Source organism: Shewanella oncorhynchi, from assembly GCF_030848765.1.
GTDB classification, from domain to species: Bacteria; Pseudomonadota; Gammaproteobacteria; order Enterobacterales; family Shewanellaceae; genus Shewanella; species Shewanella oncorhynchi.
In genome coordinates this window covers 274,435-301,385 of record NZ_CP132914.1, presented here as the reverse complement: position 1 = coordinate 301,385, position 26,951 = coordinate 274,435, and the positions used below count along the sequence as shown (strand labels likewise).

24 protein-coding genes, 1 tRNA gene and 2 rRNA genes are annotated in these 26,951 nt (G+C 47.6%); 13 read left to right on the top strand and 14 right to left on the bottom strand.

Going from position 1 to position 26,951, the window contains the following annotated elements; translation table 11 throughout:
* Positions 1-46: 46 nt before the first annotated feature.
* From RA178_RS01430 to glnG, 3 genes are all read left to right on the top strand, one after another.
* A complete protein-coding gene (locus RA178_RS01430; protein ID WP_263140863.1) occupies positions 47-553 on the top strand; it encodes a DUF4124 domain-containing protein in 507 nt (168 codons plus the stop codon).
* 153 nt (positions 554-706) lie between these two features.
* The gene (glnL, locus tag RA178_RS01425) at positions 707-1,753 is read left to right on the top strand and encodes a nitrogen regulation protein NR(II) (protein ID WP_306684233.1); all 1,047 of its coding nucleotides are present in this window, start codon (positions 707-709) and stop codon (positions 1,751-1,753) included.
* Between the two features lie 27 nt (positions 1,754-1,780).
* Positions 1,781-3,193, top strand: coding sequence for a nitrogen regulation protein NR(I) (glnG, locus tag RA178_RS01420; protein WP_006079736.1), 1,413 nt, complete (start codon positions 1,781-1,783; stop codon positions 3,191-3,193).
* A gap of 137 nt (positions 3,194-3,330) precedes the next feature.
* On the opposite strand, the gene RA178_RS01415 is transcribed toward glnG, so the two are convergent.
* From RA178_RS01415 to RA178_RS01400, 3 genes are all read right to left on the bottom strand, one after another.
* Positions 3,331-3,882 (bottom strand): porin family protein, encoded by a 552-nt coding sequence (locus tag RA178_RS01415; protein ID WP_219251316.1) that lies wholly within the window; start codon positions 3,880-3,882, stop codon positions 3,331-3,333.
* A gap of 676 nt (positions 3,883-4,558) precedes the next feature.
* Positions 4,559-5,449, bottom strand: a complete 891-nt coding sequence (gene fieF, locus RA178_RS01405; RefSeq protein ID WP_212600228.1) for a cation efflux pump FieF — start codon at positions 5,447-5,449, stop codon at positions 4,559-4,561.
* Between the two features lie 51 nt (positions 5,450-5,500).
* Complete coding sequence (locus RA178_RS01400; protein WP_105251062.1) at positions 5,501-6,010, bottom strand: Spy/CpxP family protein refolding chaperone; 510 nt, start codon at positions 6,008-6,010, stop codon at positions 5,501-5,503.
* Between the two features lie 284 nt (positions 6,011-6,294).
* Between RA178_RS01400 and RA178_RS01395 the strand changes: the two genes are divergently transcribed.
* Together RA178_RS01395 and RA178_RS01390 are read left to right on the top strand one after the other, a co-directional pair.
* Entirely contained in the window at positions 6,295-6,981 is a 687-nt protein-coding gene (locus RA178_RS01395) for a response regulator (RefSeq protein ID WP_105251061.1), read from the top strand.
* A complete protein-coding gene (locus RA178_RS01390; RefSeq protein WP_371134971.1) occupies positions 6,969-8,345 on the top strand; it encodes an ATP-binding protein in 1,377 nt (458 codons plus the stop codon). Before RA178_RS01395 ends, RA178_RS01390 begins: the two co-directional genes overlap by 13 nt.
* 97 nt (positions 8,346-8,442) lie before the next feature.
* Here the strand turns inward: RA178_RS01390 and acuI are convergent, their stop codons facing one another.
* The 4 genes from acuI to RA178_RS01370 form a co-directional block, all read right to left on the bottom strand.
* Positions 8,443-9,423: an acrylyl-CoA reductase (NADPH) gene (acuI, locus tag RA178_RS01385; RefSeq protein WP_306684226.1), complete on the bottom strand. Its 981-nt coding sequence runs from the start codon at positions 9,421-9,423 to the stop codon at positions 8,443-8,445.
* A 173-nt stretch (positions 9,424-9,596) separates the two neighbouring features.
* The gene (locus tag RA178_RS01380) at positions 9,597-10,115 is read right to left on the bottom strand and encodes an ankyrin repeat domain-containing protein (protein ID WP_306684225.1); all 519 of its coding nucleotides are present in this window, start codon (positions 10,113-10,115) and stop codon (positions 9,597-9,599) included.
* 177 nt (positions 10,116-10,292) lie between these two features.
* On the bottom strand, positions 10,293-11,813 hold the full coding sequence (gene katE1, locus RA178_RS01375; protein WP_113941374.1) for a catalase KatE1: 1,521 nt from the start codon (positions 11,811-11,813) through the stop codon (positions 10,293-10,295).
* A 281-nt stretch (positions 11,814-12,094) separates the two neighbouring features.
* The gene (locus RA178_RS01370) at positions 12,095-13,996 is read right to left on the bottom strand and encodes a sigma-54-dependent Fis family transcriptional regulator (RefSeq protein WP_306684223.1); all 1,902 of its coding nucleotides are present in this window, start codon (positions 13,994-13,996) and stop codon (positions 12,095-12,097) included.
* Positions 13,997-14,377: 381 nt separating this feature from the next.
* Between RA178_RS01370 and exaC the strand changes: the two genes are divergently transcribed.
* Complete coding sequence (exaC, locus tag RA178_RS01365) at positions 14,378-15,898, top strand: acetaldehyde dehydrogenase ExaC (RefSeq protein ID WP_263201478.1); 1,521 nt, start codon at positions 14,378-14,380, stop codon at positions 15,896-15,898.
* A gap of 167 nt (positions 15,899-16,065) precedes the next feature.
* On the opposite strand, the gene RA178_RS01360 is transcribed toward exaC, so the two are convergent.
* Entirely contained in the window at positions 16,066-16,569 is a 504-nt protein-coding gene (locus RA178_RS01360) for a hypothetical protein (RefSeq protein WP_173242649.1), read from the bottom strand.
* A gap of 80 nt (positions 16,570-16,649) precedes the next feature.
* Positions 16,650-17,114: a ribosomal maturation YjgA family protein gene (locus RA178_RS01355; RefSeq protein ID WP_219234744.1), complete on the bottom strand. Its 465-nt coding sequence runs from the start codon at positions 17,112-17,114 to the stop codon at positions 16,650-16,652.
* 217 nt (positions 17,115-17,331) lie between these two features.
* Between RA178_RS01355 and RA178_RS01350 the strand changes: the two genes are divergently transcribed.
* The 7 genes from RA178_RS01350 to RA178_RS01320 all read left to right on the top strand — a co-directional run bounded on the left by RA178_RS01350 (position 17,332) and on the right by RA178_RS01320 (position 21,894).
* Complete coding sequence (locus RA178_RS01350; protein WP_306684220.1) at positions 17,332-17,919, top strand: cytochrome b/b6 domain-containing protein; 588 nt, start codon at positions 17,332-17,334, stop codon at positions 17,917-17,919.
* A gap of 53 nt (positions 17,920-17,972) precedes the next feature.
* Positions 17,973-18,419 carry a DUF1924 domain-containing protein gene (locus RA178_RS01345; protein WP_306684218.1) on the top strand — a complete coding sequence of 149 codons (447 nt, stop codon included), beginning with the start codon at positions 17,973-17,975 and terminating at the stop codon, positions 18,417-18,419.
* 102 nt (positions 18,420-18,521) lie between these two features.
* Positions 18,522-19,085: a diacylglycerol kinase gene (locus RA178_RS01340; RefSeq protein WP_306684216.1), complete on the top strand. Its 564-nt coding sequence runs from the start codon at positions 18,522-18,524 to the stop codon at positions 19,083-19,085.
* Complete coding sequence (locus RA178_RS01335) at positions 19,078-19,344, top strand: PepSY domain-containing protein (protein WP_012196525.1); 267 nt, start codon at positions 19,078-19,080, stop codon at positions 19,342-19,344. The genes RA178_RS01340 and RA178_RS01335 overlap by 8 nt, the downstream gene beginning before the upstream one ends.
* Complete coding sequence (locus RA178_RS01330; protein ID WP_306684215.1) at positions 19,344-20,003, top strand: response regulator; 660 nt, start codon at positions 19,344-19,346, stop codon at positions 20,001-20,003. Before RA178_RS01335 ends, RA178_RS01330 begins: the two co-directional genes overlap by 1 nt.
* 4 nt (positions 20,004-20,007) lie before the next feature.
* A complete protein-coding gene (locus RA178_RS01325; RefSeq protein WP_306684213.1) occupies positions 20,008-21,324 on the top strand; it encodes a sensor histidine kinase in 1,317 nt (438 codons plus the stop codon).
* Positions 21,325-21,426: 102 nt separating this feature from the next.
* Positions 21,427-21,894: a GNAT family N-acetyltransferase gene (locus RA178_RS01320; RefSeq protein WP_306684211.1), complete on the top strand. Its 468-nt coding sequence runs from the start codon at positions 21,427-21,429 to the stop codon at positions 21,892-21,894.
* Between the two features lie 105 nt (positions 21,895-21,999).
* On the opposite strand, the gene RA178_RS01315 is transcribed toward RA178_RS01320, so the two are convergent.
* From RA178_RS01315 to RA178_RS01295, 5 genes are all read right to left on the bottom strand, one after another.
* Positions 22,000-22,209: a hypothetical protein gene (locus RA178_RS01315; protein WP_105251048.1), complete on the bottom strand. Its 210-nt coding sequence runs from the start codon at positions 22,207-22,209 to the stop codon at positions 22,000-22,002.
* A 409-nt stretch (positions 22,210-22,618) separates the two neighbouring features.
* Positions 22,619-23,131: a DUF1993 domain-containing protein gene (locus RA178_RS01310; RefSeq protein ID WP_063885021.1), complete on the bottom strand. Its 513-nt coding sequence runs from the start codon at positions 23,129-23,131 to the stop codon at positions 22,619-22,621.
* A gap of 380 nt (positions 23,132-23,511) precedes the next feature.
* Positions 23,512-23,588, bottom strand: a tRNA-Asp gene (locus RA178_RS01305).
* A gap of 36 nt (positions 23,589-23,624) precedes the next feature.
* A 5S ribosomal RNA gene (rrf, locus tag RA178_RS01300) occupies positions 23,625-23,740 on the bottom strand.
* A 187-nt stretch (positions 23,741-23,927) separates the two neighbouring features.
* Positions 23,928-26,830 (bottom strand): 23S ribosomal RNA (locus tag RA178_RS01295).
* Positions 26,831-26,951 lie beyond the last annotated feature (121 nt).

Here is a 26,951-nt window from a genome sequence, read left to right as displayed (position 1 = left end):
AGACTAATCTTGATTAACTCTATCTCAAGGCTACAGGGACTTTAGCATGCGTTCACTCACACTCATCGGCTTAGTGCTATTTAGCATGTTAGCGCAAGCGACTGTTTATAAATGGGTCGATAAAGATGGCAAAGTCCATTACTCCGATGAGCCGCAGCCAAATGCCCAAGTCGTTGAGCTAAAAGATAAGACCTTAAATCAAATTGCCCTTCCTCTGCCCAAAACAGACTTAAACAGCTCAAATCAAGCAATTGAATCTATTAAATATCAAGTCAATATTACCTCTCCGACCGAAGAGGAAACCGTCAGAGATAACAATGGCGATTTCGACGTCGTTGCGACTATCACCCCAGAGCTAAAAAGTCAGTATTTGATGGCCCTCAAGCTCGATGGCAACCCCATAGGCCAGCCGCAAATTGGTGGTACCTTTAAACTCAAAAACATCGACCGAGGTGAACATACCTTAGTCGTTGACGCTTTGACTCAAAACGGCAAAGTCTTTGCATCAAGTTCACCAAGAAAGATATTTCTTCATCAAGCAGCTAAGCGTTAATGCCACTCATTGCATAGATAAAGTTAGTATAAAAACTTTAAATACATAGAGTTAGATTAACCGCACCAGACTAAACCGTTTGATGAAGACAAGTTGCAGCTTGCACCAGATTGGTGCACCATAGTGGTGCAACCCTATTTCTAGGAACGGTCGATGGATAAAGAGACACTGCTCAATCATTTAGTTACCGCTGTACTTGTCATCGATAAGGATCTTAAGCCTTGTTATGCCAACGCAGCAGCAGAGCAATTATTAGGTGTTGGTAGCCATAGACTCGTAGAACAAACTTTGCCTGAGCATTATCAAATCCTCGGTGTCGAAGCCCAGTTATTGATGGATGCGGTAAAGGCTGGCCAAGGTTTAACGGTCAATACAGCGGCCCTAGTCACGCTCGATGGTCAGCACCATACCGTTGATTTAACGCTTATTCCCCTCGATGATGAGGCTGAACTCAGCCTGCTCGAACTGCGCCAAGTCGACCAACAAAGACGCATTCACCAGCAGCTGAGCCAAGATGCCCAGCAACAAGCGGCGCAATTTTTGGTGCGCAACTTAGCCCATGAAATCAAAAATCCTTTAGGCGGCCTGCGTGGTGCGGCGCAGTTGTTATCGCGGGAGCTGGATGATCCGGCGCTGAAGGAATTCACTACCCTCATCATAGAGCAGGCCGATCGGCTGCGTAATTTAGTGGACCGTCTGCTCGGCCCCCAAAGGCCGACACAGCACAGTCTGCACAACATCCATCAAGTGGTGCAAAAGGTCTATAAGTTAGTTGAAATGGCGCTGCCCGCTAACATCCAGCTTAAACGGGATTACGATCCATCCATTCCCGATATCGAGATGGATCCTGACCAAATGCAGCAAGCCGTGCTGAACATTTTACAAAATGCGGTGCAGGCGCTTGAGCATACGGGTGGCGAGATTTTGATCCGCACTCGTACTCAGCACCAAGTCACCATAGGTTCACAGCGCCACAAGCTAGTGTTAACCCTATCGATTATCGACAACGGCCCCGGCATACCGCCAGAGCTGATGGACACATTATTTTATCCAATGGTGACAGGTCGTGAGCAAGGTTCAGGTTTAGGCCTCTCAATTGCCCATAATATTGCCCGTTTACACTCGGGAAGAATCGATTGCCTCTCCAGCGCTGGGCACACCGAATTCATCATTTCATTACCGATTTTAGGCGCGAAATAATTTCGACATACCGTATGAGGAAGCAAGATGCGAATTAGTGAACAAGTGTGGATCCTCGACGATGACAGCTCGATACGTTGGGTACTCGAAAAGGCACTTCAAGGTGCCAAGCTCAGTACCGCCAGCTTTGCCGCCGCCGAATCCCTGTGGCAAGCCTTAGAAATATCGCAACCGCACGTGATAGTGTCGGACATACGTATGCCCGGCACAGACGGGTTAAGCCTGCTCGAACGATTGCAGGTGCATTATCCCCATATTCCCGTGATCATTATGACGGCGCACTCAGACTTAGACAGCGCAGTCAGTGCCTATCAAGCGGGCGCATTTGAGTATCTGCCTAAACCCTTCGATATCGATGAGGCTATCTCTCTGGTCGAGCGCGCACTGACACACGCCACTGAACAAAGCCCAGCACCCGCGCAGGAAGCCCAAGTAAAAACACCCGAAATCATAGGTGAAGCGCCAGCGATGCAGGAAGTGTTTCGCGCCATAGGCAGGCTTTCACGCTCGTCGATCAGCGTGCTGATTAATGGTCAATCGGGGACAGGTAAAGAATTGGTGGCTGGCGCGTTACACAAGCACAGCCCACGTAAAGATAAGCCGTTTATCGCGCTGAACATGGCAGCGATCCCTAAGGATTTGATCGAATCTGAGTTATTCGGCCACGAAAAAGGTGCCTTCACTGGCGCAGCCAATGTCCGCCAAGGTCGCTTCGAGCAAGCAAACGGTGGCACGCTCTTTTTAGATGAAATCGGCGATATGCCGTTAGATGTACAAACACGGTTACTCAGAGTACTTGCCGATGGCCAGTTCTACCGCGTCGGTGGTCATAATGCGGTGCAAGTGGATGTGCGCATCATAGCGGCGACCCACCAAGATCTTGAATTATTAGTACAAAAAGGTGGCTTTAGAGAGGACTTGTTCCATCGCCTCAACGTGATCCGCGTGCACTTGCCGCCACTATCACAAAGACGAGAAGACATTCCCCAGCTCGCTACCCATTTCCTCGCCTCTGCAGCAAAGGAAATTGGCGTGGAAACTAAGATCATGACCAAGGAGACTGCGGTAAAACTCTCCCAATTACCTTGGCCCGGTAATGTCCGACAACTCGAAAACACCTGTCGTTGGTTAACCGTAATGGCATCGGGGCAAGAAATTTTACCCCAAGATTTACCGCCAGAATTACTGAAAGACCCTGTGAGTGTCACCCACACGGCGAAAGGCAGCCAAGATTGGCAATCGGCACTGACTGAGTGGATAGACCAAAAACTCTCGGAAGGCAACAGCGATCTGTTAACTGAGGTGCAGCCCGCATTCGAGCGCATACTGCTAGAAACTGCGCTGCGCCATACTCAAGGCCATAAACAGGAAGCGGCGAAACGTTTAGGCTGGGGACGAAATACCTTAACGCGGAAATTAAAAGAACTGTCGATGGATTGAGTAGATAAAATAACGTTCTCATCAAGGCTAACTATACAAACGCATTAACCTTAAGCAACAAAAAAGGGATATTCACATATCCCTTTTTTATATCTAGATTGTGCTAACTAACATGACGACCACTAGCCCAAGCAGAATTAGAACTGATAATGCAGACCCACAGCAAACTGTTTAATATCAGTATCGATATCTATAGAGTTGTGACGATCTGCTTCTAGATCACCCGTAGTCACATCGTAGCTTACGCGGATATTTAAGTGCTCTGTTACCGCAGCATTAACGCCAACACCATAGGTCCAACCGAAACCGGTGAAGTCTTCATCATCGGAGCCGTCATCAATCACCAGCGCCATAGAAGCGATGCCCACTTTCGCATAAGCAGAGAAGATATCATTGATTTGTGCGGTAAATTTAGGCGTGAAGCTTAATGCGCCGGCACCTATATCAACATCTCTGTCGCCAAGATCTCCAGTGGCGAACAGGTTGGCTTCTAAACCAAACCACTCATTGAAGTTGTAACCACCGTAAACGCCAAAGCCAGTACCCGACTCTGATTCATCTAAAACATCGACAGTCACTTTATTGAGGGCTCCGCCCACATAAAAGCCAGTAGTGTCGGTTGCAGCAGAGACTTGAGTCGCCACAAATGCAGACAATAAAGCAGCGGCAACAATTGATAATTTTTTCATCATAATTCCCTAATGATTTAACGAAAGTATTAAACGGCGTGGATATTACAATAAGCAGATCTGGGGTGTCATCGTTTAAATGAGCAAAACACTAGCCGTACAGCATTTATTCAGCTTGAGTCAAAAACGAAAGCTATAGTTGATATTTATAGAGGGAAATCATACTCACTTTAGACATTATCTTTTTATATCTAAAATCATTAACGGCTTTAACTTAGCACCCGCAACAATCCTATAAAACTTGCATATAGCCAACGGATGAGGAAACGACGCCTTCTCACATCCAAACATTCGGATACGACAACTCTGCCAGTCGCCACACAAGTAATACGGGTGCACCAAAGGAATAATGGCCAGATATGGACTCGATAAGCTTGGTTAGATATTTCGAAATCAATTTTCTGCGGTAGGTAATAAAGATGTTTACGCAGGACTAACTGACTCCAAGCTCCCGCTATCACAGGAGATACGGTACTATCTGCTTGATTTACTATCTAAGATTTCTGTTCCATCAGGAGCGTGATTTCTGCATTCATAGGAATGCTAACGTCAGAAACCACAGATTCGGCTATCAACTCAAAGCGAGTTGATAGCCTATGATAGCGGCATATCAATCGAGTGGAATGATCCCATCTGTGACTTTGCTTCTGCATCCATGCCATAGCTTGCCCTTAATTTATGTTTCGTTTACATCAGGTTTAACCGGATCTTGGTGAATAATCACCTCAGCATCTTCGAAGGCGGCTTTGACTCTTATCCCTGTTGTATCAGCAATACTGTGGGCTTCATTCAAACTCAAATTACCATCGAGTTCTAAATGAAATTGAATAAAAACAGTTTTGCCTGCTTGACGAGTGCGTAAATCATGCAGCCCTTGCACCCGTGGATCTTCCATCGCGATTTGCGTGATTTGCTGGCGAGTTTCTTCGTCTAGCTCTCTGTCTAACAAGGCTTGAATTGAGCGATAACCTAAGCCAAAGGCTTGATGACCAATATAAAATGCAATCATTACCGCAAATAAACCGTCAGCCCACCACCAACCGTATTGCGCTAATACTAATGCCAACAATACCGCACCATTAAGGAATAAATCTGATTTATAGTGCAGCGAATCAGCTTCAACCACAGTACTTTTTGTCGCCGCTAATGCGCGTTTCTGCAACATGACTAAAGCTAACGTCATCACAATCGCTATGATAGAAACAACTACACCTATGGTGGCATTTTCAACCGGAACAGGTGTTAATAGACGCTCGCCACCATAGAACAGTAATAAAAATGCGGAGCCCATAATAAAGGCGGATTGCGCTAGAGATGCTAACGGCTCAGCCTTACCATGACCATATCTGTGGTCATGATCCGGCGGCACAAGCGCGTAACGAATGGCAATAAAATTGATAATAGAAGCGAGAGCATCGGCAAAGGAATCCGTCAAAGATGCCAACATACTGGCAGAGCCGGAATAAAGCCAAGCGAACATCTTGATAAGAATAAGGATCAAAGCGGTAGCCACGGAAGCGCGGCTAGCCAGTTTGACCCAAAAATCGTATTGGGAAGTTTGAGTCATAAGGGATCTATCTTGGGAAGCTATGACCCTATTGTATATCAGCTAAGACGCTTAACCGCGAGGTTCTTTACCAGCTTGTGCTTCAAATCGCGCTTTAAACTTAGCTTGCTGCTCTGGTGTCAGCAGATTAAATATTTGATTATGCAGCTTCATACGTTCAATGGCTTGAGTTTGACGCTGCTCTTGCTGCGCACTCATCAGTGCCTTTGCTTGTGTTTCATCAAAACTTGGCGCGGTAATTAAGGCCTGCATCTCTGTGCGATGTGCCAAGCGTTCCTCTTTTGTTGGACGATTATCAGCGCGCGTAGCTTTCTGATCGGCAAACAACTTTTTGACGTCAGCTTTCTGGGCATCCGTTAAATCGAGCCCTTCAAACATACGATGCATGCCACCGTGCCCCATATGTCGGCCGCCATGTTCCATGCGGTCGCCTTTGTGGAATTCAGATTTAGAGAAGTCGCAGCCAGCATCCTTAGGTGCAGCATTAACTGCCGTCGCGAAAACCGCAGAACTCGCTAGAATGGCAAACAGGCTCGCTTTCAAAGGTGATAATGTTTTCATAGTGTTAACCTCGATGGTTCAACTTTAATATGGCAAGTAATAAGACACAGTGACGACCCTTTTAAGCCGAGTCACTTTCGACCCTTCCAGTCTAACCCCCTATATGTAAGTGAGGGCGTTGCCTGAGTAAATCACTGTAAAGTTGCGGCAATAACTCTATTCTTTACTTTGGCTTACATTGCTACACAGCAATTGACATCAAAACAGGTATACTCAGCCAAAGCGCTAAAAGTGCCTATGATAAACAGGCACATGAGGCCACATTACAGAGATTAAGGAACAGTATGAGTCGGATATTATTAATCGATGACGATCTGGGGTTATCTGAGCTACTAGGGCAACTGCTCGAATTAGAAGGGTTTCAATTAACCTTGGCCTACGACGGTAAACAAGGTTTAGATCTGGCACTGACCGCAGATTACGATCTGATCCTACTCGATGTCATGCTGCCTAAATTAAACGGTTTTGAAGTGCTACGCGCACTGCGCCAACATAAACAAACCCCAGTATTAATGTTGACCGCCCGCGGCGATGAAATCGATCGCGTGGTTGGGCTTGAGATAGGCGCCGACGATTACCTGCCAAAACCATTTAATGACAGAGAATTAATTGCCCGTATCCGCGCCATTATTCGTCGTTCAAACTTAACAACCCAAGAAATCCATGCCGCCCCCGCCCAAGAGTTTGGCGATCTACGCTTAGATCCATCGCGCCAAGAAGCTTACTGTAATGAGCAATTAATCATACTCACAGGCACCGAATTCACTCTGCTGCACACCCTAGCACTGCACGCTGGAGAGTTGATGAACAAGGAAGAGTTAAACGAGAAAGTGCTCGGCAAAAAACTCATGCCCTTCGATCGCAGCTTAGACATGCATTTATCGAATCTACGTAAAAAACTCCCCGAGCGTAGCGATGGTCGGCCAAGGGTGAAAACCATCCGTGGCAAAGGTTATATTTGGCTCCCATAACGGCGGTATCGACTGTGCCTAATCGTTTATTTATCAAATTATTGCTCGGATTTTGGCTTTGCAGCTCGCTAATCATTGCCTTAGTGGGTCTGTTACCATTGCTGCAACAAAATCACGACCGTGCGCCACTGCCACCTCACCTTGAAAAAGTCCTATCGACGATAGCTAAGCGCATTCAAGAAAACCCCGCCTTACTGGAATCCGATTTTCTTCGGCGCTGGGAAAGACACAGAGACATGGAAGGCAAACCTCTGCGGGTCTATCTTGTCAACAGCCAAGGCCAAGTGATCAACACCCACAGGGTGAGTCGCGGTGTGCGCAGCTTTATGCTGATGGCTGATGAAGAAAAACAACCGATTAGCCATCAGTTTAAAGATGAGCTGGTGTTTGGCCCCTTTCAATTCAATCTGGGCGCTGAAACCTATTCACTTTATGGTCGCCTACCAGATAACCATCCACGGCCTTGGTTCTTCTTCTTCGCCGAAAATAAGTTATTAACCTTAAGCCTGGCGATTTTCCTTTCGGGATTATTATGTGGCTTGCTCGCGTGGCATTTAGGTAAAGCATTAAATTCACTAAAAAAAAGTGCGAATGCTCTCGCCGAAGGTGACTTAAGTCACCGTGTCGATAAGTCCACCACACAGCGTAAAGATGAAATAGGCCAATTAGCCAAGGCCTTCAATAGCATGGCCGACTCCATCGAAGCTATGGTTAATAATCAGCAGCGGCTCATGGGGGATATTTCCCATGAACTACGCACCCCATTGACGCGGCTACAGTTATCCCTTGCCCTCGCCCGTAAAAAAGGTCAGCAGACCACCGAAACGGAACGCATAGGTTATGAAGCTGAGCAACTCGAAAAGCTTATCAGTGAATTGTTAGAGCTCTCGCGGGTCAAGCTCAGTACTAACGAAACTAAAGTACATTTAGGCTTGGCAGAATCCCTGAGCCAAGTTTTAGACGATGCGGAATTTGAAGCAGAACAGCAAGGTAAAAGCATTACTATCGATATCGATGAAGAAATTGAGTTAGCGCATTTTCCTAAATCACTTTCCCGCGCGATTGAAAATCTGCTGCGTAACGCGATCCGCTATGCCGCAAGCGACATACACCTACAGGCGAGTGCGACGGCTGATCAAGTACAAATTACCATAAAAGACGATGGTCCAGGCATAGATGCCGCCGAACTCGATGCCATTTTTAAACCTTTCTACCGTCCCGACTCGGCACGGCAAAGAGAAAGCGGTGGCTGGGGACTTGGGCTGGCAATCACTGAAGCGGCGATTACCGCCCACAAAGGTAAGATTAAAGCCGAGAACCGTATACCAACGGGCCTTAAAGTGACGATTACACTGCCGAAATAGCCGATATGAAGAACAAGTACAGGAGGCTCAACTAATGGTTTAGTCGTAATTGGCAACACCTCAGTGTTGCCATCGTGTTAAAACGTAGGAAACGGGATTACAGCTTAACTAATACACGTCCTGTGACTTGACCTTGGATAATTTTATTCGCGAAATCAGGCACCTCTGCCAATGATATCTGCTGACAAGCTTGCTGATAAAAATGTTCGGGTAGTGCTTTAATCACAGCTTCCCACGCCGCTTTTCGCTTCTCAAATGGACAAGAAACAGAGTCGATTCCCAGTAAACTCACACCCCGTAAAATAAACGGCATAACGGTTGTTGGTAATGCAAAACCGCCCGCTAAACCACAGATAGCGGCTGCACCACCGTATTGCATTTGCGCTAATGCTTTGGCGAGGATCTTGTTGCCAACGGTATCGACCACACCCGCCCAGCGCTGCGCCTCAAGCGGCTTAGCATCTTGTTCAAGTTCACTGCGATCAATCACTTCTGCGGCGCCAAGCTCCTTCAATAAAGGCGCATTCTGTTCAACTCGACCACTGCAGGCGACCACACGATAGCCTGCATTGGCGAGCAAAGTCACCGCCACAGAACCCACACCACCACTGGCACCTGTGACAAGAATATCCCCACTTTGCGGTGTTATCCCAGCCTGCTGCAGCGCTTGCACGCACAACATCGCCGTAAGCCCGGCCGTGCCTATCATCATTGCTTTAGCGGCATCACAACCTTGCGGCATGGGCACCAGCCAGTCGGCTTTAACTCGCGCTTTTTGCGCCATACCACCCCAGTGGTTTTCGCCCACACCCCAGCCCGTCAAAATCACCTGATCGCCAACTTGGTATCTTGCATCCGTCGATTCGCGCACCACGCCCGCAAAATCGATGCCTGGTACCATAGGAAACTGACGAATGATTTTGCCAGCACCGGTCACAGCTAAACCATCTTTATAATTCAGCGAGGAATAGGCGACATCAACCAAGACTTCCCCTTCTGGCAAATCAGCTTCTGTGATTTGTGAAACTTGAGCAAACGTACGTTTATCTTCTTGCGTCAGTAGTAAGGCATCAAACATAAATCGCTCTCCGAAGGCCAAACCGTATTAAACGATATTCAAAAAGTTACCATAAAAGGCATAGACATCATTAACAAGCAGACTTATTGCTAATAGTAAATGCTGAGATCTAAACAGATTAAAGATAATGACCCAGAGTGATCGAGCGCAAGAGATGGCAAGATCTAGCGTCTTTATTGCTTTAAACTCGCCTGCTGTAAAGCGCCACTTTGACCCCAGTAACGGGCAAACTCAGTCAAGGTCATTCCGGCATTATTCGTTAGGTTCGCATCGCATTCTTTCGCGTATAGCCGCTTTACGATAGTGAATTCGGCCTTAATCACAGCGCCCATCATTGCCGTATTACCACGCTTATCTTGCAAACAAGCATTAGCACCATGCTCAAGCAATAAATCCGTTGCAGCCTCTTGGCCGTTATAAGCCGCCACCATTAGCGCGGTATAGGTTTGACTATTTCTCTGGTCAATAGGGAAGCCAGCATCGAGAAAATGCTCAAGCACTGTGATATCGCCGGTACGCGCTGCAGCAAAAAAATAGTCCACCAGCAATTGTACTTGTGCGGTATCGGGCTCGTCCGTTTGACTGACAGTTGTGGATGTAACCAATGGCGCTTGAAGCGAACCCGCCCCCATTGCCACCGACATACTCAGGGCCACAATAATCAATAATAAGATAGCAATAGTGTGTTTCATCAATGGCTCCCAGCACAGCTAAAATAGAGATTTAAACAATGAGACGTGACGAAATGCCCGCAAGACGCCCTCTTAAACTGGGCAGAAAAGAGCTTGTTTACGTCTTGCGGGACTTACTAGGTTCGGACTGTTAACGCGCAAATCTCTTCGACCAAAACAGTCCTAAAAATAACAACATCAGATTGAACGCTGTTTAACGTCAGCCAGATCACCCTTTACGGCCTTGGTTAAACGCTCACCAAACTCTGGGTCTGCACGATAAAAGTGACTGAGCATCTGATGCTTCACATTGGTATCGTTCACTTTGCCTAAGTCTCCGGCCAAGTTAGTGATCAGATCTGCTCTATCTTGCTTGCTCAAGCTGCGATAAAAGACGCCCGCTTGGCTAAAGTTATCCTGCTTGCTAATAGCCGTTTGTTGCACAGTCCCCGTCAGCGCAGTCGTTACCGCACGATAACGATTATCTTCGGCCAAGGCTAAATGTACGCTCGGTTGATAGTTCACATCGGACTGGGTATGCCCCATATTGCCCGCACCTTCTTGGTTGTGGTTTGCCACCGCCACTAAGGGTTTATTAATCGGCAATTGCGACAAATTCGCGCCGAGTCGATACAGCTGAGTATCGGCGTAGGAGAACATACGGCCTTGCAGTAATCTGTCTTCCGAAGGCTCAATCCCAGGGATCAAATTCGATGGCGCAAATGCCGCTTGCTCAGTCTCTTGGAAGAAGTTTGCAGGCATGCGGTTCAGCGTCATAGTGCCCACTTTTTGTTCTGGCACATCTAGCCACACCTTAGTGGCGTCTAGTGGGTTGTAATCAAACTTATTAAGCTCAGTCGGGTCGAGTAATTGAACGTAAAGATCCCACTTAGGATAGTTACCCTTGTTGATCTCACTATAAAGATCATCGGTTAAATGGTTAAAGTTTTGCCCTTGGACTTTAACCACTTCATCGGGACGTAAGCCTTTAACACCTTGCAGACTCTTCCAGTTAAATTTCACGTATTTAACTTGGTTATCTCGATTCACAAATTTGTACGCATGCACACCGAAACCGTCCATTTCACGATAACTGGCAGGTACACCTAAGTTACTGTAAACCTGAGTCAACATATGGGTTGAACCCGCTTCGTGACTGAAAAAATCGAAGAAACGATTCGGATCTTGCATATTGGTCACTGGCGATGGTTTGAGTGAATGCACCATGTCAGGAAACTTGATCGCATCGCGAATGAAGAATACGGGTAAGTTATTACCTACTAAGTCCCAGTTACCTTGGTCCGAATAAAATTTGGTCGCAAACCCTCGGGGATCACGCAGCGTTTCTGGCGAACCTTTTGAGTGGATCACGGTAGAAAAGCGCACAAATACGGGTGTCACTTTACCTTTTTGTGCAAAGGGTGCCGCTTGGGTTAGGTTACTAAAATCGCCACTCGACACAAACTCACCATGGACACCTGTGCCTCTGGCGTGGACGACACGCTCAGGAATACGTTCACGGGCAAAGCGTTGTAGCTTCTGGATAAGCTGCACATCTTGCAATAACACGCTGCCATTACTGCCCGCTGTGGTCGAGTTTTGGTTATCACCCACAGGTGCACCATTGTCACGTGTCAGGGTATTTGTTGGTAAAGTTTGAGCCTGTACATTCAATGTCAGACCCATAGAAATAATTAAAAGGCTTTTAGTAAGATGCATAACAGTTCCTCTTCTATGCATAACGCCAAGCTCTTTTCTGCCTGCCCGCAGTATAGTTCTGAATTTGTAATTAGAAGAAACGATCTTTATCGATTATATGAATCAACAAAACCTATTAGACATAAATTGGCAACAACAAAAAATCACATTGTCAGATACTGAAGCTAGAGATTGTAGACTAAAACCTCTCGGTTTTAGTCTATTGCGAAGTGGATAAACGTGGGTGATTAAGAGATATTTAGCGATTAATTGAGCTTCACAACAAGAGCCATAAGCTAATATTAATCCTTAAGCCCCATCTGTTTTAATCGCCGGTACAAGGCATTACGGCTGATCCCTAAACGCTTAGCGCATTGGCTCACATTGCCATTACAGGCTTGGTATGCCTGCAGCACATTGCTATAAATCGCCTCATTTAGGGAATCCGATTGAACCTTTGTGGCATTCGGCTCCACAGCGAACTTACCACTTTGCAGCGGTGATGCAGAAGGTTGACCACTTACCTCCTTAAATTCATCACATAAAGATTCAGCTTGTAACAGGCCTACTTTTAACGGCTCGCATGTGAGTTTGGCCGCCAGATAATCGGGTAAATGTTGCCAATTGAGGGTACTGTCTCCTTCTGCCATCAAGCAAGCGACTTGCATGAGGTTATCCAGCTCACGCAAATTCCCCGGCCAGTCGTATTGCATCATTTTCCCTAACAGTTCTGGGCAGATATCCTGCGCGGCGATACGATGTTTACGATGCAATTTATGGATAATACGCTCGATATCCAGCCGCTCCCGCAGCGCAGGCAAGCGCACTTGCAAGCCATTGAGTCGGTAGAACAGATCCTGCCGAAACAGCCCTTGAGTCACCTGTTGTTCTAAATCCATATGGGTTGCGGCAATGATTTGGATATCGACTTTAAAACTTTGATTACTGCCAACGGGCACCACTTCGCGCTCCTGCAATACCCTGAGTAAACGACTCTGGGCCGCCAGCGGCATTTCACCAATCTCATCTAAAAACAAAAAGCCGCCGTGGGCTTGGCGAATTTTACCGATAAATCCAGTGCGGTTTGCCCCAGTAAAAGCGCCAGCCTGATAACCAAAAAGTTCAGATTCGACTAATTCAGCGGGCAATGCGGCGCAGTTCACTGCCACTAAGGGCTCGGTGCGACGTGCACTCTGGGCATGGAGCTTTTTAACAAACTGCTCTTTACCGACGCCCGTTTCTCCGAGCACTAGCAGCGGAATTTGCTTGGTGATCACCTTATTGGCATGTTGCCAAGCGCGCTCAAGTTGAGGATCGCGAAACCGAACCCCCAATTGATTGAGCGATTTATTGCTAATCGCAACTCGACCCTTAGCGCTGGGAATATTTAAGGATTGAGTCTGTAAATGCAAAGCTAAATGTTGATTAAAGCCACCCGCACGGCTCCAATTATCGCCTAAGTACTGTTCGACGGCATCGCCCACCTTGGCATGATTAAGCAATTGTTTCGCCATGGGATTACAACCCACGATGCGACCATCACTATCGGCAATCACTATGCCCTGCCAACCCGAATTCAACAGATTTGGCTGCGCCGCTAAATCGATTCGATAATGACTATCGGGCAGATGGCACAAAAGCGCGGTCTCGACCTGCTGCGCCAAACTGGACACTAACATCAGCGTCTGCTGGGTGTGCCTTTGCTGCTCGCTGGTGATATCAATCACCCCGAGCATCTCACCTTGGGGGGAAAATATCGGGCAAGCAGTGCAACTCATAAAACGGTTCTGGCGAATAAAATGCTGCTCACCCACCACAGATACCGCTTGTTTGGCCGTAAGCGCCGTCCCTATCGCATTAGTGCCCTTATGCTGCTCAAGCCAATTCACCCCAATATCCAGAGCTACATCCGCCAGTTTTGTGGAGTAACGGCTCACGCCCCAATGCCTAAGTACATAACCCTCGGCATCGGAGAGCAAGAGTCGGCTATTAGAATGCGCCATCAACTGATTAAACAAAGGCAAGGCGTGGGATTGCACTAATGCAATGAGCATTTGATATTGCTCATGTTTCTGCTTTAGTTCGCAGGCATCGAGCCTGAGCTCCTGGGGTAACTGAAATTCTGACAAGCCAGCGCCAATGCTGCGCTGCCACGAATCGGCCAACCACGCCTGTGTCGATGGTAAATGCGGTTTAACTGCCATAGCCGTGCTCCCCCGAGCTGTGTTCCGTTTCGGCACAATTGCTGTGTGCCACTCAATGACAAAGTAACCACAGGACACACTTCTCTCCCTGAGTGCCCATACTTATTCAAATCTGCAAAATTAGCTTTTCATCATACTGTTAGCACAACAAGTGTACAACTCCTGCCAGTTTGGCACTCTCCTTGCGATGCACCCTTGGTATGCAAGCCTCAGGTGTTGCATAAGAGAACACTAAGCCAATCAATAGGATTGGCTTAAAGCAAAACGAAAAATATTTAAAAAGGCATCCAGCAGAGATGCATCAACAAGACTCCCTTGCTGAAGCCAAGAGCGTAAAAATCGCCAACGCCCAGCATGCCATCCACAAGAAGGAATGATTCTATGATTTATGCTCAACCCGGAACCGCAGGCGCAATCGTTAACTTCAAAGAAAAATACGCCAACTTTATCGGCGGAAAATGGGTCGCCCCAGTCAATGGCAAATACTTCGACAATCGCTCACCCGTGAATGGCCAAAATTTTTGCCAAATCCCACGCTCCGACGCCCAAGATATTGAATTAGCATTAGATGCTGCCCACGCAGCCAAAGACGCTTGGGGTAAAACCTCAGTCACCGAGCGCTCAAACCTGTTACTGCGCATTGCCGATCGCGTCGAGCAAAATCTCGAATACTTAGCCGTTGCCGAAACCTGGGAAAACGGTAAAGCGGTGCGTGAAACCTTAAATGCCGACTTGCCCTTATTCGTCGATCACTTCCGCTACTTTGCCGGTTGTATCCGCGCGCAGGAAGGCAGTGCCGCCGATATCGATGGCAACACAGTCAGTTATCACTTCCCAGAGCCTTTAGGCGTGGTCGGCCAGATCATTCCTTGGAACTTCCCACTCTTGATGGCGGCATGGAAAATCGCCCCTGCGCTAGCGGCGGGTAACTGTGTAGTACTCAAGCCTGCGGAGCAGACGCCGGTATCGATTCTGGTCTTGCTCGAACTGATTGAAGACCTATTACCCGCGGGTATTCTTAACGTAGTCAACGGCTTTGGTGCCGAAGCGGGACAAGCACTGGCCACCAGCAAACGCATCGCTAAATTGGCCTTTACGGGCTCCACCGAAATTGGCTATCACATTTTAAAATGCGCCGCCGAATCCTTAATTCCATCGACCGTTGAGCTTGGCGGTAAGTCGCCTAACGTGTTTTTTGCCGATGTGATGGACCATGAGGACGAATATTTAAATAAAGCCGTCGAAGGTATGTTGCTGGCCTTCTTTAACCAAGGTGAAGTCTGTACTTGCCCATCTCGGGTGCTAGTCCAAGAATCGATTTTCGATCGCTTTATCGAAAAAGTGCTCGCCCGCGCGCAAACCATTAAACAAGGCGATCCCTTAGATACCGACACTCAAGTCGGCGCTCAAGCCTCTAAAGAGCAATTCGATAAAATCTTAAGTTACTTAGCCATAGGTAAGGCTGAAGGTGCAGAAGTACTATTGGGCGGCACACTTTGCCAACTCGATGGCGGTCAAAGCGAAGGTTATTATATCAGCCCGACGATTATGAAAGGCCACAATAAGATGCGTATCTTCCAAGAAGAGATCTTCGGCCCCGTCATTTCGGTCACCACTTTTAAAGATGAAGCCGAAGCCTTAGCGATCGCGAACGATACTGAGTACGGCCTAGGCGCTGGTGTGTGGACACGGGACATGAACACGGCTCAACGCATGGGACGTGGCATTCAAGCGGGCCGCGTGTGGATTAACTGTTATCACGCCTATCCAGCCCATGCCGCCTTTGGTGGATACAAAAAATCCGGCATCGGCCGCGAAACCCATAAGATGATGCTCAACCACTATCAAAATACCAAGAATCTCTTGGTGAGTTACGATGTGAATCCTTTAGGTTTCTTCTAAGGTTTTTGGGGCTCAAACAAGCTGATGTGAGGAAGCTTTTATTTCGGTTTTTAAACGTCTTTGCAAGCAAGCTTATTAAACTTTCCGCATGAGTAATCGATACAAGTGATAAACATGAAAGGGCGAATAGCCCTTTCTTTTTTAACTGAATTTAATTCAAACCTCACTCAGTTTATATTATCAATCCGCGCTAAACGCTGGGCTAATTCAGCAAGAGAGGAGGCTGTTTGTGGATCGCTTTGGGGATCGACAACTTCAACCAGTTTAAGTTTTGGCTGAAAAGGTAACCAAGAACTGCCCGTTGTCATCACTAAATCCAGCACAAACTGACCGTAATAGTGCAACCTCAGTCGGTTATCTGTCATAGGCCAATGGGCATAAAGCAGAAAAGAATCGTACATTTGCGCCAAAGAGGTTGTCGCAATGAGCTTAAACCCTTCATCAAGCAGACTAAACTCGGTCGATTCTTCGAAGGGACAATCGAAAGAAGTGATGACCAAATACCCCAAGGTTTTATTGGATAAAACGCAGCGATATTGGCCTTCAATCACTAAGCCAGCAATAAAGGTATGAGTAGGTTGACCATTGAAATACAGAGGCATTTTCAGTGGATTAGGCTCAAACCCATCGGCATGCTCTGTTAGCAGTGAAAACCCCGTTATCGGCTGCATCCCTTACCCCACTTATCTCGCCTACCTATCTCGCCTACCCGCGAACACACACATCACGCGGCTCTTGCAAATTCAAATCACTAGAACTGACGGCTTTTCCAATAACAGCCCAGTAAGATCAAATAACCGACAAAATACGCCACGAGATCAAGTGGATCAAAATGGCTGCCTATCACTATTCGCGCCAAGCGATTTCCGCCCAAGCCTAGCTTGTCGACTAAACCCCAATACTGACCAAACTCGATAGCAAAGGCAAACAGCAATACCGAAAACGCCAACCAAGGAGTTTGAAAAAAACGCTTCATGCCCTCGCCTGTGTTTTGTGCTAGGGACTTTTCTGCTGGGCTGTCAACCGGAACGACAGCCCGCACCATACAAAACAGTAAGATCACTACTAGTACATCGCCCACAAAACCACGAATAAAACCCGCAGGTGCATATAAAGCGATTAAGACTTCAGTCAAAAATAATAAAACGGCATAAATACAAAAGGATTTACGACTCGGATTGCGGCTGATAAAAGCGCGAATAACGGCGGTAGACATAAATAAGTTAATCCCTTCACTCGATTGAGGTGGCAGAATCTACCGTAATACCAATAGGTTAACAAGTGAGTTTTCGTTGACATTTAAGGCTCACCACCCGAGCAACCGCGCCACTCAAGCCTATCAATTCGAATAAATGTTCGCGCCTCAAAATTTAAGCGAGGTTTAAGTTTGGGTTAAGTAGCCTACACCTAAACCCACTTAGGAGCGTCACATCATGTCATCAAACACACTGCAAACCATCAAAGTCTGGGACCTGTTGATCCGCATATTCCATTGGTCACTCGTCGGCTTTTTTGCCTTAGCCTACCTCACTGAAGGCGAAGACGAGTGGATGACCATCCACAGTTACGCAGGTTATAGCATCTTAATTTTACTGGTGTTTCGCCTGCTCTGGGGCGTGATGGGTACCCACAATGCGCGCTTTAGCAACTTTATCACTCGCCCTAAAGAAGTGCTGGTGTACCTCAAAGGACTCGTCACGGGCAAAGCCAAAGACTACATAGGCCATAACCCCGCTGGGGCAATGATGATAGTGGCCTTGATTGCCAGCATAGCCATCACGGGATTCTCAGGCATGGCGCTGTACGCAACCGACGGGCACGGCCCATTAGCTACGAGCTTTTTCGCCACTTGGCCTGAAGGCGCCATAAAAGAAGTCCATGAATTCTTTGCCAACTTCACAGTGTTCCTTGTGGTCATCCATGTTGGCGGCGTCATCGTCAGCAGCCTGTTACACAAAGAAAACTTAGTCAGAGCTATGGTCACGGGCAAGAAACAACGCCCTGCGGAACAAAAAGATTAATCCATTAGCCATTTTGCTTAGCAATAAGACATCCAGCCCAAAAGGAATGCTCTATGAACAGATTAACCAGACATACGAATAAAAGTCGCCTTGCCATTGTCGCGATTTCCACCTTGCTGCTGACTAGCCTTAGCGTTAGCGCCGCCAACAGTAAAGTGCAAAGCCTGCCACTTAGCGCCGAGCGTATTGGCACGCAGCTGCAAAGCTATCAAGCCCAAGGCGCTGGACCTTTTACCGCCGCCGCAGGACAAAAGCTTTGGCTACAGGACATGGACGGCCGCAGCTGCGCCAGTTGCCATACCGCCAAAGTCACCGACATGGGGATGCACCAAAATACCCGCAAACCCATTGACCCTATGGCGCCGTCGATTACCGCAGATCGGTTAACCGACTCAGCCAAAATTGAGAAATGGTTTAGCCGTAACTGTAACTGGACCTTTAAGCGCGACTGCACACCGCAGGAAAAAGGCGATGCCTTACTCTGGTTAAGCCTGCAATAACCGCCAAATGTCGACCATATTACTCATTCAATAACTCATTTAATTAGATCGATTAATTTCAATACCTTCCACAGAAGGTAACGGCACAAAAAGGAAGATGTCATGACTCAACAAGCACACCCTATTAGCAGGCTCCTCGGCTCATCACTCACAGCCGCGGCATTGGCCATTGGCGTTATCGGTGTCAGCCTAACCTTAACCGGCACAGGCTATGCGGACGATGGCCGCGAGCTCAGCCGCGCTGTTCCACAAAATGCGGAATATACGGCAGAATGTGGCAGCTGCCACATGGCTTATCCAGCCAATTTACTCCCCGCCGACAAGTGGCGAGCCATTACCGCAAATCTTGAGAATCACTTTGGTGACAACGCCAGCGTAGAGCCTCAAGTCACTGCCAAAATTGAGGAATATCTGGTCCAACATGCCGCGCAAAATGGTAAGGTGATGAAAAACAGCACGCCGCTGCTCGTAGGTTCTGGGCCGCAGAAGATCACAGAACAGGCATTTTTTATTCGCAAACACGATGAGATCCCCAGACGTATGGTGCAAGATAACCCCAAAGTCAGCTCATTCAGTCAATGCAGCAATTGTCACAACCTCGCAGAGAAGGGCATATTCGATGAAGATACCGTTAATATTCCTGGCTTTGGCCGTTGGGATGATTAGCAGCCCCAGCTGCAATGCCCACGACGATGATCTTTCAAACAAGGTGGTCGAGTGGGTTAAGGAGGGCAAGGTTTTGCCCTTCGACACCATAATGCAACGCTATGAATCACGGCTAAAGGGACGATTGCTCGATCTCGAAGTCGAGCAAAAACATGGAAGGATCATTTACGAGCTCGAAATACTCCGCGATGATGGCATAGTGTATGAAATCAAAATTGACGCCAAAACCGGCGAGTGGCTAAAGGAAAAGGTCGACTGATGCGTTTGCTATTGATTGAAGATGATACCGATCTGGTCGCGCGCCTGATTCCCGCACTCAACAAGGCGGGTTATACCGTCGAGCACGCCGATAACGGTATCGATGGTGCCTTTTTAGGCGAAGAAGAAAACTTCGAAGCCGTTATCCTCGATCTCGGTTTACCCGGCAAACCCGGTTTACAAGTCCTTGGCCAATGGCGACAAAAAGGCTTGGCTATGCCAGTGCTTATTCTCACCGCCCGTGATGCGTGGCACGAACGGGTCGACGGCCTCAAGGCGGGTGCGGATGATTACCTCGGCAAGCCTTTTCACATTGAAGAACTACTCGCAAGGCTCGAAGTGTTGATCCGCCGCCACTTTGGCCGTGCCGACAATATGTTGCAGCATGCAGGCGTCTCCCTCGATGTCGACAAACAAGCCGTCACCAATGTTGATGGTGAAGTGATAGAACTGACTAAGATTGAATATCGTCTGCTGCATTACTTAATGGTCAATCCCAGCAAGATCGTCTCTAAGTCAGAGCTCAGTGAACGCATTTACGAAGAAGATCAAATCAAAGACAGCAATGTCATCGAAGTGTACGTCAACCGCCTGCGCCAGCGCTTAGGCAAGGATTATATCGAAAACCGCCGCGGCCAAGGTTATCGACTCAAGGAGTAAAGGCGTGTATTCACTCAAGGGTTATCTGACGCGCAATCTGCTGATCACGCTCACCTTTGCCATGGTGCTGTTATTATATTTTCTATACCAAGGCATCCAAATATTAACCCAAGACTTTGTCGCTTCGCGTCTACAACACGATGCCGACAGCCTGATCTCCGCCCTGAATCATAATCCCGATGGCACATGGGCGCTCACCACCGACCGCTTGCCCAATGTGTACCACAGGGTTAATTCTGGGCATTATTTTGCGATTCAAATCGGCGAGCAAACTCTGCGTTCACGCTCCCTTTTCGACCATAACGTGAACATGCCAAAACTGACCGCTGGTGAGCAACACCAAGCCACTGAGTTTGTCAGCAAAGAGCATTGGCTGATGTTCAGTCAGGCCGTTATCAAAGATGATCAATTAGTTACTCTGTGGGTGACAGAAGATATTAGCTCGCTTGAACAAACCCAAGTACAGTTTTTAGCCTTTGCCAGCGCAGCCGTGTTGCTCACGATTGTCATTCTATTAATAACCCAGTATCAATTACTTAAACGCGGTTTTAAACCCTTAGAGCAGATGCCAGAAGCTATCCGGCAAATGCGCACCCAAGGGCAAGAAATCAATCCTGACCAAGTGCCAAGCGAGATAGTCCCACTGATCGAAGAGATAGATCGTTTAGTCAATCAATTGGGCCAGCGAGTACAACGCTCCCGTAATGCCTTGGGTAACTTAGCCCACGAAATGAAACGTCCGTTACAAGGGCTGCAGTCCTACCTAGAAAGCCTTCCACCAGAACAGCGGAGTGAGGGCAGCAAGGTGCTCGCAAACCTGCACCACATCATCGAGAGAGAGCTTAAGCGCACTAAGATTGTCGGCCTGTCCACTCCAGGGCGTTATACTGTGCTCGATGACGATCTAGCGCCACTGATTCAAGTGATGCAGCGCATTTACCCAGACCGCATTATTCATAGCCATTACACGAGCGGCTTAGTGATGCCGTTTGATCGGGATGACTTACTCGAACTCTTAGGCAACTTGCTGGATAATGCCTGCAAGCATGGCCGCAAGAACATTGAGATCCGTATTAGTCAGCAGGACGTGCCAACCACAGGCTATGGGATAGAAGTGAGTGATGATGGCGAAGGTGTCTCCGATGCCGCGCTGTCCGTTATCATTGAGCGCGGCATTCGGCTAGATGAAAGCATCCAGGGCCATGGTTTAGGATTGTCTATCTGCAAGGATATTGTCGACAGCTATCAAGGCGAGCTCAGCTTTAGCAACGCTAAACAAGGCGGACTTAACGCCAGCGTATTTCTGCCGATCCCGAATTAAGCGGTATACTCACTCGGCCTGTGTCCACTAAGTTCATGCAAGCCAATAGAGGGTATAAGTTGCCCATTCAAACCCCTTTCACCAATCAATCTAGAGATTTATATGAAAGTTATCGACCTAAAATCTGCCCCGCAGCACATTCCACAATTGGCGGAGTGGCATCATCAAGCATGGGCACATTTGAGTTCTGCGGATGCTTCAGTCACTACATTGATTGAGGAAATGAACGAGTATTTAACTGACGCCGCCATCCCCAAGATGTTTATCTGCGAACAGGCAAATCAAGTGATGGGATCATCTTCATTAATCATCGCAGATATGGACAGCCGAACTGACTTAAGCCCGTGGCTCGCCAATGTGTATGTGAATGCAAACCATCGAAATAAAGGATTAGGTAAGTTGCTCGTCAATGCCGTCATTGAGCATGCTAGAGCGATTGGTTTACAGAAAATCTATTTGTTTACTGCAGATAAAGCCGATTTTTATCGAGCGCTGGGTTGGTCAATAATTTCACTGGAAGATTATAAAGGCGAGATGGTCACGATAATGGAATATGAATTTAAGAAGTGAATGCTTAAGGAGAGTGAGCAAGCTCCACGACGGACGTCGTGAAGCTGTACATGCGGGCTAAATATCTAAATGTGATATCCAATACTTAGCGACAAGCCGATGGCTTTAGTCAATTTCAATATCCACACCGAAACGATTGGATAGTTGGCGTTGCTCGTGCAGAATTTCAATTCGGCGGCGAGTGTCTTGGGTCAACTTGTCTTTGAGACGCAAACCACTGGTAATGGCGGCTTTTTTGGCTTTCTTGCTCTTCATCGGTAAATCAGTTGTCGTTGCATCCGTAGGACTCTCGACGGCTTGAGATTCGATAGACATAGCTAACTCCTTTAATTAGAACCTTAAATAGGCTCTTCCAGTAAATCCCTGCTCTAGACGAAAAAACAGGTCATCTATAATGAGTCAATTCGCCATTCACTATTTAAGTAACAGATAATTTGGCGACTCATAGACTTACGGTCCATATCATTCATCTAAGCCAACAAGATTAAATACATGCTGATAGGATGAAGACGATCGAGACATAAGGTCGAAATGAAAAACTGAGTATTGATTGACTTCATCGACGCAACAGAACCCTAACGAGTCCTAAATTTCACGGCGACAAAGCGGCATAACATAGGTAGAGAAAGAACAGGTAGTAATGCAGAAAGGTTGGTAAGCTCGAGCGGCAAAGCGCTGCTGCGCAACAATTAGGCTACGCAACAGTACTACATCTAGCCTAGATTTACGACTTATATGGCATAGCGCCGAGGTAATCTTTCTTGCCAATTTCAACACCGTTGTGGCGCAAAATCGCGTAGGCTGTTGTTACATGGAAGTAAATGTTCGGAATAGCGTGCTCAATGGCAAACTCATAACCTGTAAGATATTTTCCTTCCCATCGTGGTTGTGAGACATGGATCGTGGCCGCATTAGCAAAATCATCCGCTTTAAACGTTGCTAAATAATCCAAAACCGAGCTAATACGCGCTTGCAACTCAGCCAGCGTCGTCTCGCTATCATCATGCTTTGGCACTGTATCTAAGTTATCAGTCAAACGTGCTACGCCAATTTTGGCAGTATCGCAGGCAATTTGAACTTGGCGAATAAGATTGAATTGATCCGGCGCTAAACGTGAGTTTAAAAGAACCGCCATATCAACTTTCTTGAGGTTTGCGAAGCATTCGCCTTTTTCAAGAATAACGCTTAAATTTTTCAGCATCTTGCTAAATTGTACAACCGTTAAATCATAAAGCATGGCATAGACCTCATTGATGGACGCTACAAAACTGCAGCACTTAAGACGATCTTGGGGCAAATTACTCAATTTCAATCATTCTTGGAATTTAAGTATCTGCTTAATAATAAATACTTCAATATAAACGATATTAAGTCAATTAGGACGAGAAAAAAATAGACGTTACCAGTAGGGATAGAGCGTCAGCTACAAGCCAAGAGATTAAAATTATCTCGGACTGATCCGAATAACAATAACGTACACTCGTAGGAATTGGGATGGCCGGCTATGACGATAACCACATGCTTCGAGCCCGAAGCATGTGCGTCACGGGACATGAATTATCCGCGACGCCATAACGAAAAAAGCCCCATCTTTCGATGAGGCTTATCTCTTAATGTTGGCGGAGCGGACGGGACTCGAACCCGCGACCCCCGGCGTGACAGGCCGGTATTCTAACCAACTGAACTACCGCTCCTTTAGCTTAACGTCTACACGTTAACCTAAATTAGGCGCTTGGCGATGACCTACTCTCACATGGGGAGACCCCACACTACCATCGGCGCGTTTGCGTTTCACTTCTGAGTTCGGGATGGGATCAGGTGGTTCCACAAGGCTATTGTCACCAAGCAAATTCTGTTTATTACCGTGTCCATCTCTGGACCACGTTAATAATAATTCGGAAAGCTGATTTTCTTTGAGTCTTTAACTTTATCAAGCATCTGTATTCTGTCTAAGGCTTTTCGTACGACCTCCATGGAAGGAGGAAGTGCTAGAAAATGTCTGGAACATTTTCAGTAAAACCCATCTGGGTTGTATGGTTAAGCCTCTCGAGTCATTAGTACATGTTAGCTCAACGCCTCACAACGCTTACACACCATGCCTATCAACGTCCTAGTCTCGAACGGCTCTTTAGAGGAATTAAATTCCTAGGGATGACTCATCTTAGGGCTCGCTTCCCGCTTAGATGCTTTCAGCGGTTATCGATTCCGAACGTAGCTACCGGGCAATGCCATTGGCATGACAACCCGAACACCAGCGGTTCGTCCACTCCGGTCCTCTCGTACTAGGAGCAGCTCCCTTCAATCATCCAACGCCCACGGCAGATAGGGACCGAACTGTCTCACGACGTTCTGAACCCAGCTCGCGTACCACTTTAAATGGCGAACAGCCATACCCTTGGGACCGACTTCAGCCCCAGGATGTGATGAGCCGACATCGAGGTGCCAAACACCGCCGTCGATATGAACTCTTGGGCGGTATCAGCCTGTTATCCCCGGAGTACCTTTTATCCGTTGAGCGATGGCCCTTCCATTCAGAACCACCGGATCACTATGACCTACTTTCGTACCTGCTCGACGTGTATGTCTCGCAGTTAAGCTGGCTTATGCCATTGCACTAACCGTACGATGTCCGACCGTACTTAGCCAACCTTCGTGCTCCTCCGTTACTCTTTGGGAGGAGACCGCCCCAGTCAAACTACCCACCAGGCACTGTCCCTAATCCCGATAAGGGACCTAGGTTAGAACATCAAAACTACAAGGGTGGTATTTCAAGGACGACTCCATCATGACTAGCGTCACAACTTCATAGTCTCCCACCTATCCTACACATGTAGGTTCAATGTTCAGTGCCAAGCTATAGTAAAGGTTCACGGGGTCTTTCCGTCTAGCCGCGGGTATACGGCATCTTCACCGCAATTTCAACTTCACTGAGTCTCGGCTGGAGACAGCGTGGCCATCATTACGCCATTCGTGCAGGTCGGAACTTACCCGACAAGGAATTTCGCTACCTTAGGACCGTTATAGTTACGGCCGCCGTTTACCGGGGCTTCGATCATGAGCTTCTCTTGCGATAACCCAATCAATTAACCTTCCGGCACCGGGCAGGCGTCACACCGTATACTTCCTCTTGCGAGTTTGCACAGTGCTGTGTTTTTGATAAACAGTTGCAGCCACCTGGTATCTGCGACTCCCGTCAGCTTAGAGAGCAAGTCTCATCACCAACAGGAGCGTACCTTCTCCCGAAGTTACGGTACCATTTTGCCTAGTTCCTTCAGCCGAGTTCTCTCAAGCGCCTTGGTATTCTCTACCCGACCACCTGTGTCGGTTTGGGGTACGATTCCCACTAACCTGAAGCTTAGAAGATTTTCCTGGAAGCATGGCATCAACTACTTCAGTCCCTTAGGACCTCGTCATCAGCTCTCAGTGTGTACATTTAAGTACGTGTCCCCGGATTTGCCTAAGAACACCACCTACCACCTTAAACGCGGACTACCAACGCCGCGCTAGCCTAGCCTTCTCCGTCTCTCCATCGCAGTTAGCGGAAGTACAGAAATATTAATCTGTTTCCCATCGATTACGCCTTTCGGCCTCACCTTAGGGGTCGACTCACCCTGCCCCGATTAACGTTGGACAGGAACCCTTGGTCTTTCGGCGAGGGGGTTTTTCACCCCCTTTATCGTTACTCATGTCAGCATTCGCACTTCTGATACCTCCAGCGTGGGTTACCCCTTCACCTTCAACGGCTTACAGAACGCTCCTCTACCGCGCACAGTAAACTGTGCACCCGTAGCTTCGGTGACTAGCTTAGCCCCGTTACATCTTCCGCGCAGGCCGACTCGACTAGTGAGCTATTACGCTTTCTTTAAATGATGGCTGCTTCTAAGCCAACATCCTAGCTGTCTAAGCCTTCCCACATCGTTTCCCACTTAGCTAGTACTTTGGGACCTTAGCTGACGGTCTGGGTTGTTTCCCTTTTGACGACGGACGTTAGCACCCGCCGTCTGTCTCCCGAGTAGTACTCATTGGTATTCGGAGTTTGCAAAGGGTTGGTAAGTCGGGATGACCCCCTAGCCTTAACAGTGCTCTACCCCCAATGGTATTCGCTCGAGGCGCTACCTAAATAGCTTTCGAGGAGAACCAGATATCTCCCGGTTTGATTGGCCTTTCACCCCCAGCCACAAGTCATCCGCTAATTTTTCAACATTAGTCGGTTCGGTCCTCCAGTTGATGTTACTCAACCTTCAACCTGCCCATGGCTAGATCACCGGGTTTCGGGTCTACACCTTGCAACTAAACGCGCAGTTAACACTCGGTTTCCCTACGGCTCCGCTATTCGCTTAACCTCGCTACAAAATGTAAGTCGCTGACCCATTATACAAAAGGTACGCAGTCACGGTCTCAAGAACCGCTCCCACTGCTTGTACGTATACGGTTTCAGGTTCTATTTCACTCCCCTCACAGGGGTTCTTTTCGCCTTTCCCTCACGGTACTGGTTCACTATCGGTCAGTCAGGAGTATTTAGCCTTGGAGGATGGTCCCCCCATATTCAAACAGGATGTCACGTGTCCCGCCTTACTCGTTTTCATCAATGGTTAGTTTTCATGTACGGGGCTATCACCCTGTGCCGCTGCGCTTTCCAACGCATTCCACTAACACCCCACTGACTTAAGGGCTAATCCCCGTTCGCTCGCCGCTACTAGGGGAATCTCGGTTGATTTCTTTTCCTAAGGGTACTTAGATGTTTCAGTTCCCCTCGTTCGCCTCGCAACACTATGTATTCATGTTGCGATAACAGCTTATGCTGCTGGGTTCCCCCATTCGGACATCGTTAGCTCAAATGCTTGTTACTAGCTCGCCAACGCTTTTCGCAAGTTACTACGTCCTTCATCGCCTCTGACTGCCAAGGCATCCACCGTATACGCTTAGTCGCTTAACCATACAACCCAAATGAGTTTCACTCATCTGCGTCGCATTGCGACCAGCTTGGTTTTACTTGTCTCACTTCTGACCAAAGAAGTGGACGCGCCTTAGACGTAAACTATCCAATAAAGAATAAT

What these genes read in the sequence shown, in the direction of transcription:
- RA178_RS01430 (WP_263140863.1), top strand. Translation starts at nt 47, where the DNA reads ATGCGTTCACTCACACTCATCGGCTTAGTGCTATTTAGCATGTTAGCG.
- glnL (WP_306684233.1), top strand. Translation starts at nt 707, where the DNA reads ATGGATAAAGAGACACTGCTCAATCATTTAGTTACCGCTGTACTTGTC.
- glnG (WP_006079736.1), top strand. Translation starts at nt 1,781, where the DNA reads ATGCGAATTAGTGAACAAGTGTGGATCCTCGACGATGACAGCTCGATA.
- RA178_RS01415 (WP_219251316.1), bottom strand. Translation starts at nt 3,882, where the DNA reads ATGAAAAAATTATCAATTGTTGCCGCTGCTTTATTGTCTGCATTTGTG.
- fieF (WP_212600228.1), bottom strand. Translation starts at nt 5,449, where the DNA reads ATGACTCAAACTTCCCAATACGATTTTTGGGTCAAACTGGCTAGCCGC.
- RA178_RS01400 (WP_105251062.1), bottom strand. Translation starts at nt 6,010, where the DNA reads ATGAAAACATTATCACCTTTGAAAGCGAGCCTGTTTGCCATTCTAGCG.
- RA178_RS01395 (WP_105251061.1), top strand. Translation starts at nt 6,295, where the DNA reads ATGAGTCGGATATTATTAATCGATGACGATCTGGGGTTATCTGAGCTA.
- acuI (WP_306684226.1), bottom strand. Translation starts at nt 9,423, where the DNA reads ATGTTTGATGCCTTACTACTGACGCAAGAAGATAAACGTACGTTTGCT.
- RA178_RS01380 (WP_306684225.1), bottom strand. Translation starts at nt 10,115, where the DNA reads ATGAAACACACTATTGCTATCTTATTATTGATTATTGTGGCCCTGAGT.
- katE1 (WP_113941374.1), bottom strand. Translation starts at nt 11,813, where the DNA reads ATGCATCTTACTAAAAGCCTTTTAATTATTTCTATGGGTCTGACATTG.
- RA178_RS01370 (WP_306684223.1), bottom strand. Translation starts at nt 13,996, where the DNA reads ATGGCAGTTAAACCGCATTTACCATCGACACAGGCGTGGTTGGCCGAT.
- exaC (WP_263201478.1), top strand. Translation starts at nt 14,378, where the DNA reads ATGATTTATGCTCAACCCGGAACCGCAGGCGCAATCGTTAACTTCAAA.
- RA178_RS01360 (WP_173242649.1), bottom strand. Translation starts at nt 16,569, where the DNA reads ATGCAGCCGATAACGGGGTTTTCACTGCTAACAGAGCATGCCGATGGG.
- RA178_RS01355 (WP_219234744.1), bottom strand. Translation starts at nt 17,114, where the DNA reads ATGTCTACCGCCGTTATTCGCGCTTTTATCAGCCGCAATCCGAGTCGT.
- RA178_RS01350 (WP_306684220.1), top strand. Translation starts at nt 17,332, where the DNA reads ATGTCATCAAACACACTGCAAACCATCAAAGTCTGGGACCTGTTGATC.
- RA178_RS01345 (WP_306684218.1), top strand. Translation starts at nt 17,973, where the DNA reads ATGAACAGATTAACCAGACATACGAATAAAAGTCGCCTTGCCATTGTC.
- RA178_RS01340 (WP_306684216.1), top strand. Translation starts at nt 18,522, where the DNA reads ATGACTCAACAAGCACACCCTATTAGCAGGCTCCTCGGCTCATCACTC.
- RA178_RS01335 (WP_012196525.1), top strand. Translation starts at nt 19,078, where the DNA reads ATGATTAGCAGCCCCAGCTGCAATGCCCACGACGATGATCTTTCAAAC.
- RA178_RS01330 (WP_306684215.1), top strand. Translation starts at nt 19,344, where the DNA reads ATGCGTTTGCTATTGATTGAAGATGATACCGATCTGGTCGCGCGCCTG.
- RA178_RS01320 (WP_306684211.1), top strand. Translation starts at nt 21,427, where the DNA reads ATGAAAGTTATCGACCTAAAATCTGCCCCGCAGCACATTCCACAATTG.
- RA178_RS01315 (WP_105251048.1), bottom strand. Translation starts at nt 22,209, where the DNA reads ATGTCTATCGAATCTCAAGCCGTCGAGAGTCCTACGGATGCAACGACA.
- RA178_RS01310 (WP_063885021.1), bottom strand. Translation starts at nt 23,131, where the DNA reads ATGCTTTATGATTTAACGGTTGTACAATTTAGCAAGATGCTGAAAAAT.